This window comes from Pedobacter sp. (assembly GCF_041645105.1).
Classification (GTDB): domain Bacteria; phylum Bacteroidota; class Bacteroidia; order Sphingobacteriales; family Sphingobacteriaceae; genus Pedobacter.
In genome coordinates, this window is sequence record NZ_JBAZQQ010000001.1 from 1 (window position 1) to 20,276 (window position 20,276).

Genomic DNA, 20,276 nt, shown 5'->3' on the forward strand with positions numbered 1-20,276 from the left:
TCATGTACTTTGAAATCGTACTATCGTACCTCGCTACGCTTTATAAATGACATCTCTTTAATGAACTTCTCGAATCGCCTCGCGGGTCTTCTGTATATATCTTCGTTTCGCGCTCTCTGTTTCGTCCAGGTCTTAATGTTCCTGGTTTCAGTTTCGATTACTTCAACGTTTCAATCTTGTTATTCTTATTATCAAACTCCGTCTGATAAACCCGTTCTGTTTGGGATTGCAAAGGTAGAAATCTTTTTGGTAGTTGCAAAGTTTTTTAAAACTTTTTTCTTTTTATTTTTTTAGTGCTCTTCAACACTTTTAAAAGATTACCAATCTCTACGCTCAACTACTCAAATCACCCTTCTCTATATCCTTTTCTCTGTTTCCCTTCCTCCGAAGCGGGATGCAAAAGTAGGAAAATATTATAAACCCACAAACATATATCCACTATTATTTGCATTTATTTCATAACTCGCTAATCCACAAGTAGAAAAATTAAACAGCCATTGAACAGGGATGGTAAATGGATCGAAAACAAACCAAATAAGACAATAAGGACTACTTAATTACAGGATAACAACAGGATGATTACAGGGTTGCGCTACCCTTGAGCTACCCTTAAACTACCCTTGCGCTACCGTTGAAATACCCCTAAGGTAGCCTAACCCTATCGCAAGGGTAGCTCAAGGGTAGCGCAATCTAGTTTTCAGATAGTGATCAGACTGTAATTATCTTGTAGTTATGAACACGTCTGATATCCCTAAAGCTGACAGAATAGCGTTAAAGACTGGAAAAACATCCAGTGAGAGATCTTATTCAGATAGAACTGAAAGCAACCAAAAAAGCCCTTGCAGTATCAAACTACAAGGGCCTATCTAAAATTAAAATTGAGTATTAGAGGTTAAATGCCTTTAAAAGTCAAAATAAGACTTAGTGTTGTTATGGTTCCCAGTTATCTGCTCCAGCTAAAACATTTTTTATTATATAAACTTTAGCATCCTTTGCGCTCAACTGTTTGGACCATGGAACACGTGAAGTCAGCACCGCACCTGATCCTTTACTACCAAATTCAGCATAATAGGCTGTTTTCTCCTTATCAGGAAACATTGCGTCGCCTTTCCAGGGATTCCAGCCTTCGGGCGTAATGTGCGCACCCAACTCACAATTTATAAATACTGTTTTGGCATAAGGCCTCCATGGCCTACCCAAAAAAACCTTATTTACTTTTTGAGTAGTACTATTTACAGTAGAATTATTAAGAGGGTTTAATGCAACAAGCCTGCAGTTTAAAAAAACGAAACCAAACTTTTGTCCAGATCGCGTTGCCGCAGCCGTAACATAAGAGTTCGACAAACTATTAATTGTACAATTTTGAAACGCGGCAGTAGCTTCGCCAAAAATAAAATCTGTAGTACCTTCGATATAGCAGTCCTTATAAAACTGTCTGCTTTGTGAACTTGCTGCATAAAGCGTATCCTGAAAACCCAATAAATTACTATTTTTAATTACAAATCGATCACCTTCAACATGAAGGGCCACCGCCTGCCCTACTGGCCCGGAAGTATTGGCAATAGTTAAGTTTTCTATTTCTATGCCATTCCCTTGTATTAGTACCGTATAAGAAGTGAAAGTCGAGAACTTATCTTTACCAAAAACATCATTACCCTTCGGATAAAGCTTTCCAGAATAATCATCGTTAGTTATAACGGTCTTCTCTTTATCCTCCCCTATTAAAGAAATATTGGCCTTCCAGGATGGAATGACAAGTTTTTCCTTATAACTACCCTTTTTAATCAATATTTTCACCCTCGCTTCGCCAAGATCACGAACAGCGTTCACTGCCTCCTGTATCGTTTTAAAATTGCCGGTCCCATCTTGTGCTACTGTTATCTCCTTAAGTGTTGTTACTTGTGCAAAGAGTCCAGAGAACCAAGGCACTAAGCAACACATCATCAGAAACAATGTTCTTAATAAAAATTTCATACTATATATATGTATTATATACTACATCCTTTATTTAACAGAGTCAACTCGGAACCAATCAAAATCAGCATATCCAGAATCATTAGTCTTTGTCTCTCTGATACAGAAAAGGCCCATTTTTGCACCTATCCATTTTCCGGGTTCCGCCTGAAAATCTGTTCCTGCATCTATAAATTTAGTTCCATCGGTACTATAAGCAAATCTACACTTTGCACCTTTACCTACAGTTACGCGTAAATAAAGTGTTGAAATATCAATTTTAGCAATAATTTTCTCTACTTCCGAATTACCTTTTTCTGCTCCTTTACAAACAGCATAAACAAGATAATTACCATCTTTTTTACTTTTAATACTCAAGCTGGCATAACTCAACCCCATCACTATTAGCCCTGTTTTTTCATTCTCAAGCTTAGGATTTGGTGAAAAGTTCAACTTTGTTGTAGCCGTAAATTCTTCTGTAGGGAATTTTTGCATCAATATATTGGGAACGTCCCATAAACTCTTCGCATTTTCAGGTATCTGATCTGAAAACAAACGTAATGAACCTTTATTTGTGTTCATAAATGCCCATGTGGCTTTCGGATTTGCCTGCCATTGCCATTGCAAACCCAATATCCTTTCATTGAACTCATCGCTTTCTACCGGGGTTTGAATCGGATAAGTCCTACCCACATTAGGTTTCTTATAAGTCATTACCGGCTCACCAACTCCATCTCCATCTTTATCAACCCCTATTACTGGCCAGTCATTAACCCATTTCATAGGTTGCAAATGGACTACCCTACCATATTCATCCTTATCCTGAAAGTGAAGAAACCAATCTTCTCCCGTCTGTGTATTTAGCCAGGCCCCCTGGTGCGGGCCATTAACAGTACTCTTCCCCTGATCCATTACCACCTTACGTTCATAAGTACCATATATATTTTTTGAACGCAATACCAGTTGCCATCCTGTAGAAACTCCTCCCGCGGGTGCAAATATGTAATAATAACCATTACGCTTATAAAACTTTGGACCTTCAATTGTCGGATCCGTTTCATGACCATCATAAACCAATACTCCTGCATCTATAGTCTTAGTACCTTCAGGATTTAATTGCTTCACAGCAATCACACTTTTTATTCCAGCGCGACTTCCTGCATAAGCGTAAGCCAGATATGCTTTTCCGTTATCATCCCAAAACGGACAGGGATCAATCAAGCCCTTTCCACCTTCTATCAATATTGGTTCAGACCATTCATCGGCTGGATTTTTAGCTTTTGTTACATAAATCCCAAAATCTGGATCTGGATAATAAATATAAAATTCACCTTTATGAAAGCGAATGGCTGGTGCCCATACCCCGTTTCCATGCTGTGTTTTAGAAAAATGGTCAAACGGAGGTTGCCTTTTTAAAGCATGATTAATTAATGTCCAATTCACTAAATCTTTGGAATGCAAAACTGGCAATCCAGGCACTGCATCGAAACTAGAAGCTACCATATAAAAGTCATTGCCTACCCTTATGGCATCCGGATCAGAATAATCAGCATCAAGAATAGGGTTCTTGTAAGTCCCATTGCCTTGATCGGCAACCCATACTTTCGAAACATACTTTGCAGGAACAGATTGAGCATTGGCCCCCAATACACTGACTAAAAAACAGCTACAAAAAACTAAATATTTCATTATTTCAATTGATTATCTAAAATTAAAGCTACCAAACCATTGATATACACTTCTATATTATCATAAGCAGTACTTAAGTTACGTCCAGCTGCATTCGCAACCTTAGGATCAAGTCCTTTTGCTTTTTCCCATTCGTCAGGCATTCCATCACCATCAGTATCTAACAAAGCAGGTAAACTTTGTAATGCTGGCCAACCATCCACATCAGCGGGTGTATCTATAATTCCATTTGTACTACCATTCGATCCAGGTTTATAAAAGGTCTTATTGCGTGTATGTAAAACTGTTCTTGTATCTACCGCATCTCTTTTTAATACAGCACCAGCATAATCCAGTACTTTATCATAAGCTTCTAAAGCAGTATGGGTTTTTACATTATTATCAATTGCCAACGGAGCATTTAATTTCATTGCTACCTTATCTGCACTTGAAACTGTACCGTAACTTCCATGAAACTGGTTGTATACACCGAATGCCCAGTTATCATTTGTTGCCTGTGTACCTTCATTCACATAATTTCCATTAATATAAAACTTACCCCAAATGTCATACACTTCAGTACCCTCAATTTTATTTTTATCTATAGAAAGAATGCGTTCTTTCTTAGTCGTTGCAGGCCCTGGTTTATAATAGTTATTGATGACATTGATATTCATTCCCTCACCACCGTAAGCATTATTGGTAGGTCCCCAATTGTAAAAAACATTATTTCTAACATCAACCAGATCCGTTAATGCAAAAGCCTTACCTGCTTCTTCTCCGAATCTGGGATTACGACTATCATGATTGGCCATAAGATTGTGGTGGAAAGAAGCATATTTACCACCCCAAACCCCACCATAACCATGAGCACCTTTACCATGTACGGAATTCCTCAAACTTTCGGTAATCAGGCACCATTGCAAAGTGAAGTTTTCATTAGCATAAAACGACACACACTCATCTGTAGACCAGCTCATGGAACAATGATCAATAATAATATTTTTCTGGAACCTTCCACCCAAAGCATCTCCCTCTTGTTGCTCTGAATCTCCCATTCTAAAACGCATATATCTAATTATGACATTATCTGCGCCAACATTTACCTCATAGTTTCTTAGGCAAATCCCATCTCCGGGGGCCGTTTGTCCTGCAATTGTGATGTCTTTATTTCTGATAACAAGTCTGCTTTTCAAAGCTATAGTTCCTGAAATCTCAAATACTACAATCCTTGGTCCCGTTGCATCTATAGCTGCCCTTAAACTACCTGCACCGGCATCGTTAAGATTGGTTACTTTAATCACCTTGCCCCCTCTGCCTCCTGTTGTATTCCTTCCAAAACCTTCCGCACCCGGAAAAGCAAGTGCAGATTCTGAAATCGGCTGAGGTCCACTGGGGCCAGGAGGATTTTTATCTTCGTCCTTAGTTGGTGCATAATCAATTTTCTTCTTTTTTTCGCAATTGGTAAAGCTGAAAACAATAAACAAGACAATTATGCTCAATAGTATTTTTTTAATGGTCATAAGATTCATTTTTTTAACCGTCATCGTTTTACAATTCTGCTGGCAAGTTCGAGATTCAATTTTTTCAGCTCCGATAAAACCAGTTCAGCAATTCTTCGGGCACCATATTCATTAAAATGAGTATTATCGTTCATACCGGCTGGATAATTAGGATGTTGTCCTGGTATAAGTTGGTTAAATAACAATTTGGAATTTTCTGCTCCCATTTCCTGCATCAAAGCCATGCTCCTCCTATCCAGATCTATCATCGGAACCTTCAAGGCACTGGCAACATTTCTAACAATTGCCGAATATAGCTCGTGACTTTCCTTAACTTTTCCTTCCGAATCAAATCTGCGACGGGCTACAGGAGTGATCAATACTGGAAATGAGCCTGCTTTTAAAGTTTCATTAACGTACTTTTCCAGATAGCTTTTAAATTCTTGCTCTGTTGTATAAGTACTTTTAGCTTTAGCCTCATCATTATGCCCAAATTGAATAAAAACATAATCACCTTTTTTTAAGCTATCCGTTACGGCTTTCCAATGCCCTTCATTTATAAAAGATTTAGTACTTCTACCATTCTGTGCCCGGTTATCAACCTCTACGGATTCATCAAAGAAATAAGCGAATGGCATTCCCCATCCTGTTTCAGGATATTTGGAAACCGGCTTTATAGATATAGTGGAATCACCTACCAGATAAACTTTTACTTTCTTCGCCGGAGTAGTAAAGGCCATTAATAAAGAAAGGCAAAAGACCAGAAGATATTTGAACTTCTTACATGTGCTCATATTGAATATAATTTGGTTAAACAATCATACGAACTTGAAAATATTTTCAAGAAGGATGAATAGATTAAATCCGTGCAAACGATTGCACGGATAAGTAAAAAATAATTTAAAATGGTTTCCAGTTACCTAATATTTTTTCTAATGTATATTCTTTTGCTTGTTCGTCAGTCAGCTGCTTAGACCATGGTTGTCTTTGTCCTGGTTTATAGCCATCACCCGTACTTTTGTATTCTGCATAAAATGCGGTAGTTTCATTAGCTACGTTCCCCCAATTGTTCCAACCCTCAGGCTTAATATGAGAGCCCATTTCGCAAGTTATAAATACAACGTTAGCATTAGGACGCCATGGCCTGCCCAGATGAACAGTTGCTATTCCTGATACACCTGTTAATTTGCAGTTTAAATAAACATATCCATATTTTTGACCCTCTGGGGTTGATGCAGCAGTTACATAACCACTTCTTATACTATGGATGGTGCATTTATCAAACAAGGCTGTTGAGCCACCAAACATAAAATCTACTGTACCAGCAAGATAGCATTCCTTTAAATATTGTATAGTATTGTTGCCAGCATAATAAGTATCCTGAAAGCCTAAAAATCGACATTTATTAAATGCAGCATAATTACCACCAATATTAATGGCCAAAGCCTGTCCAGCATCTATTCCAGCACTATTTTCAAAAGTCAGATTCTCTGCCTTAAAGTAATTTCCGTTAATAAATACAGATGCCGAACCCGAAGTGCCATATTCTGCTCCCGATGCATTTAGTTTTGAAGCATAATTATCGAAAGTCAGAACTGTCTTTTCACTGTTTTCTCCTTTAAAATAAATATAGTTTTTGTTTTTAGGAATAGTTAGTACCTCTTTGTAAGTGCCATTTTTAATAGCAATTACATAATATTCTGTACCATTATTAGGGGCCGCATCAATTGCTGCCTGTATTGTAGTGTAATCTCCAGTACCATCCTTTGCAACTGTCTTATCAATTTTATCTGGAACAACTACAGGAGCTGGCGGAGGTATATATTCAGGTAACTGGTATTTTTCCACTTTCTCGCAAGACACCATACTAAAGAGCAGAACAAAACATATTAAATATCTCATAGTTTTAGGTTTATAATTTATATTGGTTATCAGTTATATTTTTCACCAGGCCGTTAATGTATACCTCAATATTGGTATATCCAGTACTTAAATCATGGCCATTTGCATCTGCTACCTTAGGGTTTAGTCCTTTTTCTACCTCCCAACTATCAGGCATTCCATCTCCATCTGTATCTATAAGGGGAGCAGTCGCATTTAAAACTGGCCATCCTCCAACATCTGTCTGCGAATCTATTATCCCTCTTTTACCAGTTTTAGAACCATTATAGGTGGCTGTTCCATCTTTAAGCTCCTTCAAAATCCGGGTATCTACAGCATCCCTTTTATGGCTTGCTCCTCCATATAACAGGACCGCGTTATAAGCCTGCAATGCAGTATGAGCTGTTATGGATTCTGATACAAATGGATTTGTCATTTTTGCCAATGCATAATTAGCATCTCCCAGCCCTGTTCCCTTATCCATTCCCCCACTCCAGTTGTCTGCAGTTACAGTCGCATTACCATCAACATAATTACCAGATGCATAAAACTTACCGAAACCGGGGCCATACTTTGTCAGATCCGCCTCCATTGATATTTCCATAATCCGACTCCTTCTGTTACTAGCAGTCCCAGGCCCTGGTTTATAATAATTAGCTACCAGATTGTATTCTCCATTTTCTCCACCATAAGCACTGTTTCCTCCCCAATTATAGATCACATTATTGCGATAATCTACTTTGTCAATTCCAAATGGACTACTTCCTGTCCCTGTCCTGTGCCCCCCATCAAAGCGAGCATTTCTACTGTTGTGATGCGCTAACAGGTTATGATGAAAAGTAACATTAGAGCCTCCCCATATTGCCCCATAACCATGATCATCTTTACCATGGAATGATTTATTTAAACTTTCCGAAAGGATACACCATTGCATCGTAAAATTCTTATTGGCATAAAAAGAAGAACATTCATCTATTGACCAACTCATGGAACAATGGTCAATTACAATATTCTGATGATAACGTCCCCATAAAGCATCCTGCTCATTTTCAGTCAAGTCACCCATTCTGAACCTCATAAAGCGAATAATTACATTATCAGCATCTATATTCATCTCATAATCCTGAATGCAAATCCCATCACCAGGAGCAGTTTGTCCGGCAATGGTTATATCTCCATTTTTGATTTGCAAACGTCTGCTCAATTTTATGTTGCCAGATATTTCAAAAACTATAATTCGTGCGCCAGTTGCTTCTATTGCGGCCCTCAAACTTCCTACACCAGCATCGTTAAGGTTGGTCACTTTAATAACCTTACCACCACGACCACCTGAAGCAGCCTTTCCATAGCCTTCAACTCCAGGAAATGCCAAGGCATTTTCAGTAACCTGACCAGGCTCCTCTGGTTTTAACGTTGGATCAATATATATTCCTGGTCCTGCAAATTTCTCTTGCTTTTCACATGAAGTAAAAGCCATTGTTGAAATCATTAACAGCTTTATAATGGTAGCTGAATTCATCATCTATTTATATTTTTTTAGGTCTGATTATTATTACTTCTTCCATAAATTTTAAGCAATACCATCCTATACACGCATAAATAAACGTCTATAAAAATCTGTAACTATTTGCTTAGAAAAGAGGGTTGTCCAATTCGGACAACCCTTGCATTTTAATTATCTCCAGCGTGGATCTCCAGCTGTTTCCTTACCAGTAAATGCATTATCAATAATCTTAAAGTTGCCATTGTCCGGATCTGCAAATAGCTGTGTACTCAGTCCACTATAACCAGTAGCAGTAAAGGCATTTCCTGTAATCGCAGCATCAGAAGTCGTGAAACAATTATTAGCAATTAGATTTGTACCTGCATAACGTATCCCTTTTGCAGTAACTGCTGGGGAAAGTGTTTTCCCAAAAATATTATTGTTAAATGAGAAGCTTCCAATCGTTTGACTATTATAATCTATAAAAATACGTCCGTTACCTGTCGTGTTGTTAAATGTACAATTCTCTATTGCAACAGATTGTGATGGAGTGGTGCCATGTACAATAAGTGCATAACCAATTTTATAGAAAGTACTATTCTTAATAGAAATGTTATTTATTCTGCTATTTGCAGCACCTGTTGCATGTATAAAGGCATAAGTTCCATTAGAATTATTATCACCAATATCATAAACCAAGCAGTTATTAACGGTAAATTTATCTATAGTGATTACGTTGGCACTTTGTACACGCATCGGACTGTTTACAAAGTTTCTTATAGAACAGTTTTCAAAGTTTATTTCTGCAGTTGTATTTGTTGCCCCCTGATTGAAAATATAATTACGTTTAGCTTGATTTGGATCTCCATTAGCATAACCAGTAAAATCAATATTCTCAAACTTCAATGTTCCTGTAACAGCAGGCAAAGTAATTCCATTAAAGGCCACAATAGGCTTATTAGGGCCGTCCTCACCATAGATAGTTAAAGAGATCCCTGAAGGAATAATTACCGGATTATCAGAATTATATTTTGAACCTTGGAAAAGGACAAAAATAGTTCCATTGGCGGCCGACTGAATCATCGTAGCCAAATCATCTGCAGGTCCAACGTTAATTACATTTGGCCCAGTTGGTAATGAAGATATAGTTGTAAAGCCATTCGTCCCCCTTATAGATGTATTGAAATACAATGTAGCGGTATAAGCTGTTGCCGGAGTTAGATTGCTAATTACTTTTTCTCCTAAAGTCGCTTCTTCTGTCTTAATATCGTATCTAGTTGACCCAATCATTATATGCGACACCTGATTAGGAATTTTCCATTTCAGTTTTGCAGTTGTTGTAGTAAGGTCGGCTATATCAACTGGATACATGATCTGTTCCGTCTTTGTTTTGAAAGCAACCATTGCCCATTCCGATTCCGGTTTGCCCCCTGTACTATCTGTACCTTTTATTCGGGCTGAATATTGGGTATTTGGTTCAAGCAGATCTGGAATAGCAAAGGAAAATCCGCTTCCATCTTTTATCACTGTTGCATTATAAGACTTAACAATTTCAGTGAATTTTAAACTATCCTTACTCAATTCAACAATGTAACTGTTTACACCTGGTTTACCTTTAAATGTTAATTTTGCAGTAACGCCATCTACAGATGCCAGAACTTCAGAAGGTCTAAACAATCTATTGTAACTTTCGTCCACTTCCCATTCATTCATCTTCCGACAGGAAGTAATAGTCAACCCAATTAGTAAGAATAGGATTGCTGTCGTAAATATTTTATTTAAACTATGTTTTTTCATTTTACAGCTATTTAGCATAATTAGAAACCGTATGAATTTTTTAATTTACCCTGAGAATCACTGATTACAGAATTTGGTATTGGATACAAATGCCTGTTTTGAACACCATTTGCATTCAGTCCGCTACTAAAAAGATTGATTCGCTCCGTGTAACTGGTAATATCATTTGCTGAATATCCAGACATCCAATTTACCTTTGTATAACCTGGAATATCTACTGTTCCTTTATCCTGATAGAAATTAATACCTGGTTTATCCAGGATCTCATTATTAGATTCATACTTATAAAACAATGCTTTTGGAACTGACTGATAGGGTGCAGTACCCGCCAACAGTTTTTTAAACTCTACCCTTTGTTCTTCTATTTTTGAAACCAGCAGATTCCATCTGATCAAGTCAAACTTTCTGATTGCTTCACCACCAAACTCCCAGGCCCTTTCATTTACAATAGCATTAAAGAAAGAAATTTCATCACCCAATGCATCTACATAAGCATCCACTTTTAAAGGGCGATCAGCCTCAGCAAATGCTCTGCGCCTAACTTCTTTTAATGCAAGTTTAGCTTCAGCAGTAGGCACACCATTTAAAGCATTCTCAGTTTCAGCCAACATCAATAAAACATCAGAATAACGCATTACCGCCCAATTGATACCATATCCAAATTTCCCTGCCGCAGCTTTATTTAACACACTCCAGCTCTCGCCCATAAAGCGTTGGTCCCATTTAGCAAAATTATAGGACATAGGGTTGGTCTGAAATACTTCCTTAATATCTGCAGCACCATTGCTATAAGTATAGTAAGCGATGGTATTATCTCTCCTAATGTCTTTCTGATCAAAAGAGTAAAAATAGTAAGCTGTCGTATTGACTACGTTGGCATTATTTCCAAAGCCATATTTCGCATTTGTGTAGAATCTGATCCCTATAGAATACCCCATTTCTCCACTCCTGCTCAGTCCGTGCGCTACTTCGAACATATTTTCGTTAAATGCTGCGTCTTGTTCAAAACGCCCCAACTTTTTCCATACATCTATATAATTAGTATTTAACTGATGTACTCCCCTAAGTTTGATTTCCTTACATTGACGATTTGCCAACTCATAATACTTTCTCCAATCTGATCCTCTTTCAGTTGGGAATCCAGGTTTATTACGGATAGAATAACCTCCTCTAAAAAGTGCAATTCTAGCAGTCAGACCTTTAACAAAACCCTTGGTTACCATTTCTGTAGAAGAATAGTTTCCTGTTCTTACCCATGGCACATATTGCTCTGCTTCACTTAAATCTGCTAACAGATGATCATAAATCACATCCCTATCAGTTGCAGGCAGATATACATTGGAAAGATCTGCTTTAGAAGGCTCAGATTTATAGGGTACATCACCCCAGTTTTTTACCAGCTCAAAATAAGCAAGTGCTCTAAGTGTCAATGCTTCTCCCATATAACCTTTCATCAGAGTCGAGTCTTTTGTAGACATTAAAGGACTCTTTTTTACTCCATCGATGAACAGATTTGATCTTTCTATCATTTTATAAATCAAAGACCATTCTCTGGCAATAGAGTTATTATCTGGCGTTCCCAGGTAATTAGAAAGACCTCTATTTGTATTTTCTTTGTAACTGCCTGCATCAGCCCCTACAATTTCAATATCGGAGTTAGTCGCATAGTTTAAAGATAACCTTGCCGAATACATTTGATCTTGCGTTAACAAAGAATAAATCCCTGTTAAGGCGTAGCTTGCATAGGTGGTTGAATTGTACACTACATCTGAAGTAAATTCTGATGGAGATGAACTATCTAAAAAGCCTTTTTTACAAGAGCTTGCTGCCAGGGCTAAAACAGCTATATAGATTATAAGTGTTGTCTTTTTCATCGCTAATTATATTAAAATGCTACATTAAGTCCGCCAATAAATGATCGGCTCTTTGGATAAGCAGAATAGTCTACACCAGGTGTAACTGGAGGGTTTCTTCTGGTATCAACTTCCGGGTCAAAGCCCGTATAATTGGTAATGATAAACAGATTATAACCTGTCACATAAAACCTCAAACTACTCATACCCAATTTAGCAGAAACCTTTTTGGGTATGGTAAAACCTAGGGTAAGTGTATTTAACCTTAAGAAAGAGCCATCTTCTACTGCCCATGAATGCAAAGGTGTTTGTGTCATTATAGGGCTCCACAAAGAAGCATTTTGATTCAGCTCCATTAATCTGGCTGGATTACCATTGGCTCCTGTAGCCACGTTAAAACCAGTTACCGGATCAATAGTCGTAAACCTGTTTGCCAGACTCATCTCTCCTAATATATTCTGGTACTTTCTGGAAAGCAGATAAGAAGAGAAATCCAGCTTATTCGCATTATAAATCTTATTGCCTACAGTCCAGTTAAATGCTGCTGATAAATCAAATGCTTTATAAGTTCCGGTAAGTGTAAAACCTCCTGTATGTTTAGGATTTGCATTACCTAATACCACCTTATCCTCAGCGGTAATAAATCCATCACCATTAACATCTTTAAACTTTAAAGTTCCCGGTCCAAAATAATTTGCCGAGATTATTCCACTATTGTCGGCTACACCTGAAGCAATATCCCATTTACGTGTTGTTGCATTCCAGTTAAAATCATTAAATCCATACATTCCTTCAGTGATATAGCCATACATCTGCCCTACTGGTTGCCCTTGTTGTATTAAGTAATCATCAAGTGGCTGTGCCGTACCATTCCATCCAGAGGTATAAGTTTTATAATTTACATCCCCATTTCTGAACTCATCTACTTTATTCTTGTTGAAACCAATATTAAATGATCCTTGCAAAGAAAAGTCTTTCCTTTGGATGATATAGCCGTCAATACTTAACTCGATTCCCCGGTTAGAGGTACTACCAAAGTTCTGGAACTGATATTGGAACCCTGAATTTGGAGATACAGGTGCTTGTACGAGTAAATCTTTAGTTGTATTCCAATAAGCATCAATTGTTGCGTTGATTTTACCTTTAAATAAGCTAATATCTGTACCTATATTTCTGTTGATGGTAGTTTCCCATTTCAAAGCAGGGTTAAACAAGGCGTTGCCGGGAATTAATTGATTTGCTTCTTTTTCCCCAGGATAATAAGGTTTGTTTTCGTTACTTGAACTATAATTTAACGCCCACATACCACTATTAATCCTATCATTTCCTGTACTACCATAACTCACTCTTAATTTCCACTGATCTAGCCAGTCCGACTGCTCTTTTAAGAATCCTTCTTCTGAAATTTTCCAGGCTACAGCTACAGAAGGAAAGTATGACCATCGATTCTCTTTTGAAAATTTGCTGGATCCATCTGCTCTGAATGTTGCTGTCATCAAGTACTTATTCAAATATGAATAATTGGCACGTCCAAAGAATGAGGACAGGTTAGTTTCAGGCGAAATATAAGTAACCGTTGGGATCGGTGTACCATACGCCATACTTGCCAAAACCTCTTCTGATGTCATATTTATTGGAAAGAACCGGGATTGGTTATTTACTGACTTATCCCATTTTGAAATAATCTCCTGCCCTGCCACAATATTTAAACTGTGATCTTCATTTATAAACTTGGTCTTGTTATAGGTCAGATAATTTGAAATCCTGTAACTACCGCCATTCATGGTGCTTATTTTTCCCACTGGTTGTGCGCCATAATTACGAGCATCAGGAGTTGCAGGTCCCGAAACCTGATCTGTTCGTTCATTCTTAAATTCGTATCCCAATTCTGACCTTAATGATAAGGCATCCGTAATTTTCCAGCGTAAACCTCCGTTGAAATTTGTTCCTAAACGATATTGCTTTTTGTACTCGTCATTTACAGACTTTACAGGATCATACAACAAACTACTTGTTTCAGCATCAATAAAATCATCATCATCTACTACCGACTGGTCAAACTCTCTTATGCCCCTGGTTGGTGCATATTTAATTGAGTTTCTTAATCTGGTATTAGATCCTGAGCCCGTATTTACCCCTGCACCATCAATCATCATATAAGATAAGCGCGTATTAAAATCTACACTTACCTTAGATGAAATCTCGGTATTCAGTTTAAAGTTTAGGTTATTCCGTTCATATCCGGAACCAAGCATTACACTTTCTTCCTTATTTCTGGTGAGTCCGAGATTGTATCTGGAAGTTTTAGATCCTCCATTCAGACCTATATTATAAAACTGTTGCGGCGCATTGCGACCAAAAACCTCGTCCTGCCAGTTTCTCCCTTTAATCGATTTATAAATGTCCAGATCCTGGAATACACCATAATAATTTTGAAAAGTTGCTGTCTGATCTAATTCGTACTGATAAAGCACGTATTCATAAGGACTAAGTACACTTAATTCTTTTGTGATGTTTCTAAATCCAGCGTAAGCGTTTGCAGTTACACTCACCTTACCTTCTTTACCTTCTTTAGTTGTAATTACAATTACACCATTGGAAGCTCTTGATCCATAAATAGCCGTTGATGCAGCGTCTTTAAGAAAAGTAATAGATGCAATATCTGAAGAAGATATATTGCTAATGTTATCAACCGGAAAGCCATCTACTATATAAAGCGGCGAGTTATCCTGAGAGATAGAACCACCCCCACGAAGTCTTACTTTAATATCGGCATCGGGAGAGCCTTCTGTGGCCACCACTTGCAGTCCGGCTACCTTGCCAATCAAAGCTTCAGCAACGTTCGCAACTGGCACTTTTGCCAGGTCTTCCCCTTTCACTATCCCTACCGACCCGGTTAAGTCTCCTTTTTTAGCTGTACCGTAACCAATTACGACTACCTCGTTCAGACCTTTTGTATCGTCTTCAAGTTTAACATTTAATTCTGTGCGACTTCCTACAGTCACCTCTTTGGTTATAAAACCGACATAGGTAAAAACCAATACTGCATTACCTTCTTTAGGAATACTGAGACTATAACCGCCGTTACGATCTGTCGTAGTCACACTAGTCGTCCCCTTAAGCTTAATGCTTACCCCTATTAAAGGCCCCTTGTCATCAGTAACTTTACCAGTAATTTTCCGGGATTGCGCCCATGCTGTACTACAGATAAGTAGCAGCATAAAAAATGGAAGTAGTAATTTATTCATAGTTTATATTTAGTTTCTTTTTATCAACCAAACATGCTATTCAATTCTACTTTTTCAGAATCTTAAAATTTCTCTCGTTTCCAGATGAAATAAGAAGCAGATGTTCGAATGGTTTAATATTTGGTTATTCGTTTTAACAAACTTACTGAACAGGGGCTTTTTTGAGGTTCAATAATTGACGAAATACATCCAAAAAATATCAAAAAGTTACTTCAAAAGCATTTTATAGCCCTATTTAGTTTTTAGCGGCTTTTGATTTTAAATATTCAGAAGGAGAGATCCCATATTCTTCTTTGAAGCAGGTACTGAAATATTTTGCACTATTAAAACCAACAGCATAGGCGATCTCAGAGATATTCTGACCATTAGCATCCAGAAACTGTCTAGCTCTTTTTAATCTCATTTCCCGAACAAATTCTACAGGTGCACGGTTGGTCAGACTTTTGAATTTCTTATAGAAGGTTGTCCGACCCATACCTATAGATTCTGCTACAGCATCGATGTTAAATTCTACATCTACCATACCATTTTCAACGATATCAATGATATCTTTCAAGAATGTCTCATCTCTTGAAGTAATCACGATTTCGCCCGGACTTAGCTCTATAGTTTTCTTACTGGCCAAAAGCGATTCGAATACCTTTTTACGCTGTTTCAAAAGGTTTTCTATAGATGCAAGAATAAAATCAGTTTGAAAAGGTTTGGTAATATAATAGTCGGCACCATATTTCAATCCTTCTATTTGGTTTTCAATGGATGATTTGGCCGTAAGCAAAATCACTGGAATATGACTGGTTGAATCATTGCGTTTCAATTTATCCAATAGCTGAATACCATCCATTTCCGGCATCATCACATCACTCATTATTAAATCAGGAATAAATTTAAGAGCCAGCTCAAAGCCTTCTTTTCCATCTCTGGCTTCTATTATTCTATAATACACAGCAAGCTGGTCTGCCAGAAATTTTCGAAGTTCATTGTTATCATCTACAAGAAGGACAAGTGGAAGAGCTTCATTATCTCTCTCGGATATCTCCCCGGGCTTCTCTAACACTTCATTAGAATTAGGCGAAATCAATTTAGGCAATACATCAAAATCGGTGACCAAGCTTTCTCCATTTTTATAATGCTCTATTCCCGAAGGCAATTTCAATTCAACTGTTAATCCTTCTCCACTATTATTTCTAGCTTCAATTTCACCATGATGAATGCCCACTATTTCTTTACAAAGCGCAAGTCCAATTCCAGTTCCTTCAAGGGTATTTCCAGGCGCTTTATCAATTTCATAATAAAGCTCAAAGATATCATTTAGCTTATCTGTTGGGACACCAATGCCTTGATCAACAACCCTGATAGTGAAAAATCCATCACCAGGGCTATCATCAATTGCAATTGTAATGATCTTATCTGACGGTGTAAACTTAAAGGCATTTGACAATAAGTTATACAACACAATATCTATTTTTTCTGCATCAATCCAGGCATAGAGCTCTTTTACATTTGCAGAAATTAAGAGTTCAATTTGTTTCTCGTTAGCAATCTCAGAGAAATGTGCAGCAATATCCTTCACCAAAGCCAAAACATCAGTATAAGCTATTTTAAGATTCATTTTACCACTTTGAACCTTTCTAAAGTCCAACAGCTGATTAATAAACCTAACCATCCGATTAGCATTTCTACGTACAACATTAATATATTCTTGTCCTTTTGGTGACAAATTCTCCTGTCTGGAAATCTCTTCAATTGGGTTTACGATCAGCGTTAAAGGTGTACGCAATTCATGAGAAATATTGGTAAAAAAACTAAGTTTAAGTTCTGTCAATCGTTGTTCAACAGTAATTCTATTGCGCAATCTGATCATCGTAAATATAATCCTGCGTGCAATCTCTATTAATCCACCAAGTAAAAGAGCATATAGAATATACGCCCATGTGGTACGCCATGGTGGTGGCGCAATTGTGATGGATAAAGTTTTTACGGGCAAACTATCATACAAATCAGTATTCGTACTCTTAACCTCAAAAACATAATCGCCTGGTGGCAAGTTGGTATATGTAGCTTTACGTTGATTCTTTACCGTATGCCATTCCGGATCAAATCCTTTTAAACGATAAGCATACACTTGCTTATTACTGGAACGATAATCTAATGCAGTAAAATCTATACTGATGATATTTTCATTGTATTTAAGCTTGATCTTTTTTGTGTCATTAATATCTATATTCAGAGGTGAGTTTTTATCAACAGATATTACATCCTTGTTATTTATCTGAAGATTGGTAAAAGCCATTTGAGCTTTGATCTTTTGATCTGTAACCGCTGTAGGATTAAAAGTAATATACCCATTTATACAGCCAAATAACAAATTACCATTAGGCAATTTTATAATTGAACCTTCGGAAAGCCCCGTTTTTGGCAAGCCATCATAGGAATCGTAATTCCGAAAACGTTCCTGTTCAGGATTTAGCTTTGCAATACCATTTTCCGTTCCCAGCCATAAATTATGGGTATTGTCTTCAATAATACTCAGAATATAATCACTAGGCATCCCGTCTTCTTTGGTATACACCTTAAATTTTGGTCCTTTTTCGGAAAATTCCAGTACCTTGTTTAATCCACCTCCAGATGTCGCAACCCACATCCTATCCTTGCTATCCCTATATATATACTGTGCATCATTATTACCAAGACTATTTTTATCCCCCGGGACTTTGCCATAGCTTTTGAAAATATAATCATCAGGATTTCCCTTATCCGGATCGAATATAACCAGTCCATTTGTGGTAGCTACCCATATTTTACCATTTGCATCCTGAGCAAGATGTCTTGCTTTCCAGGATCCTACAGGGTAGTTTTTAAAAGAGTTTCGGATATTTGCAAACTTCACCTTTTCTCCATCCTGCAAAAGTAAATTGATACCATACTGATACGTAGCCACCCATATCCTTCCTTTAGCATCCTCCAATACAGAATAAATCAGATCGCTACTTAAACTATTGACATCTTTCTTATCAGCCTTATAGTGAGTAAGCGTATAAGTTAAACCTCTCTTGTCATTAGGTATTGCCTTATATAAACCGTTTCCTTTTGTTCCTAACCAGATTGTCCCATCTCGTCCCTGGATCATATTATAAACCAAGCCTAAACTTCCTGGTGGTTTGTTTACAAAAATATTATCAACCTTTTTCCCCTGGTCATACACATATAGATTACCCGATTTTGAAGCGATCCATAAACGTTGATTTCTATCACTAAATATCCCTCTTATTTCATTGTCAGATTTATTAAGTGTTTCTGAGACCAACAAACCATGTTTAAAGTCATTAGCTTGAAAAATGATTTTTTCTATCCCCCGATCTCTTGTACTTAGCCACATTACCCCTGCGGGATCAAAATAACTTGAAATAACAATATTTGAAAATTGATGATTTGCTGATCCAGGTTTGTTGTAAAAATATTCAATTTCATCCGAAATAGGATTATAATAACCAAAGCCGCCACTCTTCATACTCATCCAAACCCTATTGTTATGATCTTCAAAAACCTTGTATTCCTTTGCCGTATTGAAGAAATTAGCATCATTTTCCTGAAAAAAATATTTAAAACTTCGAGTAAGGGGATTGTACTTAACCATTCCCTTTTTCTCAGGTTCAATCCACAACAACCCAGATCTATCTTCATATATAGAAAGCAATGGCAACTTCCCTGATATAATTGCAATAGTACGCTGAAGGTTTGCTCTATTTATGGTAATCAATTCCCCGACTGCAGTTGCATACACCACCTTTCCACTTTTAGCAAGGTGTAAATCGTTAATCCTGTTTTCAGATATTTTTACCTTAATGAAACTGCCTGAAGTTTTTTGATACCTTACCAAATGCCCGTCGCCTGTACCAAACCAAACATATTGTTGATCTTCAACAATACATGTATAGGCCATTCCAGCAGCATAACTGGCATCAATAGTTTTATTCTTATAGTTATCAGATGCACTGGCCGACAAACAATTAAGTCCCCCATGTGTTCCCACCCATACATTTTGCTGTCTGTCACCGTATATGAAATTAACCTTGTTAGAAAACAATTTGAAATCAGCTCTTAAATTGGCCTCATACCTCGTTATTTCCGGCTTACCTGTCGGCACATCTTTGATCGCAAAAATGCCCTTATCAGGCGTACTTAGCCATACTCCATTTTTTCCAGCAAGTACAATATTGGAGAATAAAACATTGTTAATTTTCTTTTCTTCGAGGATATTGGAAATAGACAGGAACTTCTTATTCTTCTTATCAAACCTGTATACCTGGTTATCGTAAACTTCAAGCCATAGATAACCGTACTTATCTTCTTTTATATTATCAACCCTGTTTATCTTCAGACTTGAACTATCTCCAGGTCGGGTTTTATAGGTTACGAAATTATGGCCGTCAAACCTATTTATACCGTCCCAGGTGCCGAACCACATAAAACCATCTCGGTCTTTCATGATATTCATTACCCCATCGTGCGACAAACCGTCTTCAGTCGAGTAATGCTCAATCTTACATTTAATTTGCGCATTACCTTTAACAGTTAATAACAGCAGTAAAAAAACACAATATAGCCCTGTTCGTTTAAGCATAATACAAACTTAATACATACTCAATTATATCTAGCACTAACAAGATTAATATATCTGGCACTAACAAGATTAAATACAATACATTAATAAAAAAAGTATATGATGGTTTAAAACTGTGCAATCGTTTTCCAGCATTAAAAATATGCGGCCACCATTGTACGACGCACATTTAAATATTGATCATCATTTCCTCTTAAATACTATTTAAAATAGTTCTAAATAAATTTGATAATTAAACCATTCGATATTACTTTTGCGCCCATAGAATTA

The 20,276-nt window shown here is 37.2% G+C and carries 10 protein-coding genes; all 10 read right to left on the reverse strand.

Going from position 1 to position 20,276, the window contains the following annotated elements; genetic code table 11:
- Positions 1 to 930: 930 nt before the first annotated feature.
- Complete coding sequence (locus tag WC623_RS00005; RefSeq protein WP_372847491.1) at positions 931 to 1,974, reverse strand: pectinesterase family protein; 1,044 nt, start codon at positions 1,972 to 1,974, stop codon at positions 931 to 933.
- Between the two features lie 30 nt (positions 1,975 to 2,004).
- On the reverse strand, positions 2,005 to 3,642 hold the full coding sequence (locus WC623_RS00010; protein ID WP_372847492.1) for a glycoside hydrolase 43 family protein: 1,638 nt from the start codon (positions 3,640 to 3,642) through the stop codon (positions 2,005 to 2,007).
- Positions 3,642 to 5,144 carry a pectate lyase gene (locus WC623_RS00015; RefSeq protein ID WP_372847493.1) on the reverse strand — a complete coding sequence of 501 codons (1,503 nt, stop codon included), beginning with the start codon at positions 5,142 to 5,144 and terminating at the stop codon, positions 3,642 to 3,644. The genes WC623_RS00010 and WC623_RS00015 overlap by 1 nt, the downstream gene beginning before the upstream one ends.
- Positions 5,145 to 5,164: 20 nt before the next feature.
- Positions 5,165 to 5,917 carry a rhamnogalacturonan acetylesterase gene (locus WC623_RS00020; protein WP_372847494.1) on the reverse strand — a complete coding sequence of 251 codons (753 nt, stop codon included), beginning with the start codon at positions 5,915 to 5,917 and terminating at the stop codon, positions 5,165 to 5,167.
- Between the two features lie 106 nt (positions 5,918 to 6,023).
- Positions 6,024 to 7,025 (reverse strand): pectinesterase family protein, encoded by a 1,002-nt coding sequence (locus tag WC623_RS00025; protein WP_372847495.1) that lies wholly within the window; start codon positions 7,023 to 7,025, stop codon positions 6,024 to 6,026.
- 10 nt (positions 7,026 to 7,035) lie between these two features.
- Positions 7,036 to 8,526, reverse strand: coding sequence for a pectate lyase (locus WC623_RS00030; RefSeq protein ID WP_372847496.1), 1,491 nt, complete (start codon positions 8,524 to 8,526; stop codon positions 7,036 to 7,038).
- Positions 8,527 to 8,679: 153 nt separating this feature from the next.
- Positions 8,680 to 10,284: a DUF5123 domain-containing protein gene (locus WC623_RS00035; protein ID WP_372847497.1), complete on the reverse strand. Its 1,605-nt coding sequence runs from the start codon at positions 10,282 to 10,284 to the stop codon at positions 8,680 to 8,682.
- Between the two features lie 20 nt (positions 10,285 to 10,304).
- Positions 10,305 to 12,158: a RagB/SusD family nutrient uptake outer membrane protein gene (locus tag WC623_RS00040; protein ID WP_372847498.1), complete on the reverse strand. Its 1,854-nt coding sequence runs from the start codon at positions 12,156 to 12,158 to the stop codon at positions 10,305 to 10,307.
- Positions 12,159 to 12,169: 11 nt separating this feature from the next.
- Positions 12,170 to 15,385 (reverse strand): SusC/RagA family TonB-linked outer membrane protein, encoded by a 3,216-nt coding sequence (locus tag WC623_RS00045; protein ID WP_372847499.1) that lies wholly within the window; start codon positions 15,383 to 15,385, stop codon positions 12,170 to 12,172.
- Positions 15,386 to 15,620: 235 nt separating this feature from the next.
- The gene (locus tag WC623_RS00050; protein ID WP_372847500.1) at positions 15,621 to 20,006 is read right to left on the reverse strand and encodes a two-component regulator propeller domain-containing protein; all 4,386 of its coding nucleotides are present in this window, start codon (positions 20,004 to 20,006) and stop codon (positions 15,621 to 15,623) included.
- Positions 20,007 to 20,276 lie beyond the last annotated feature (270 nt).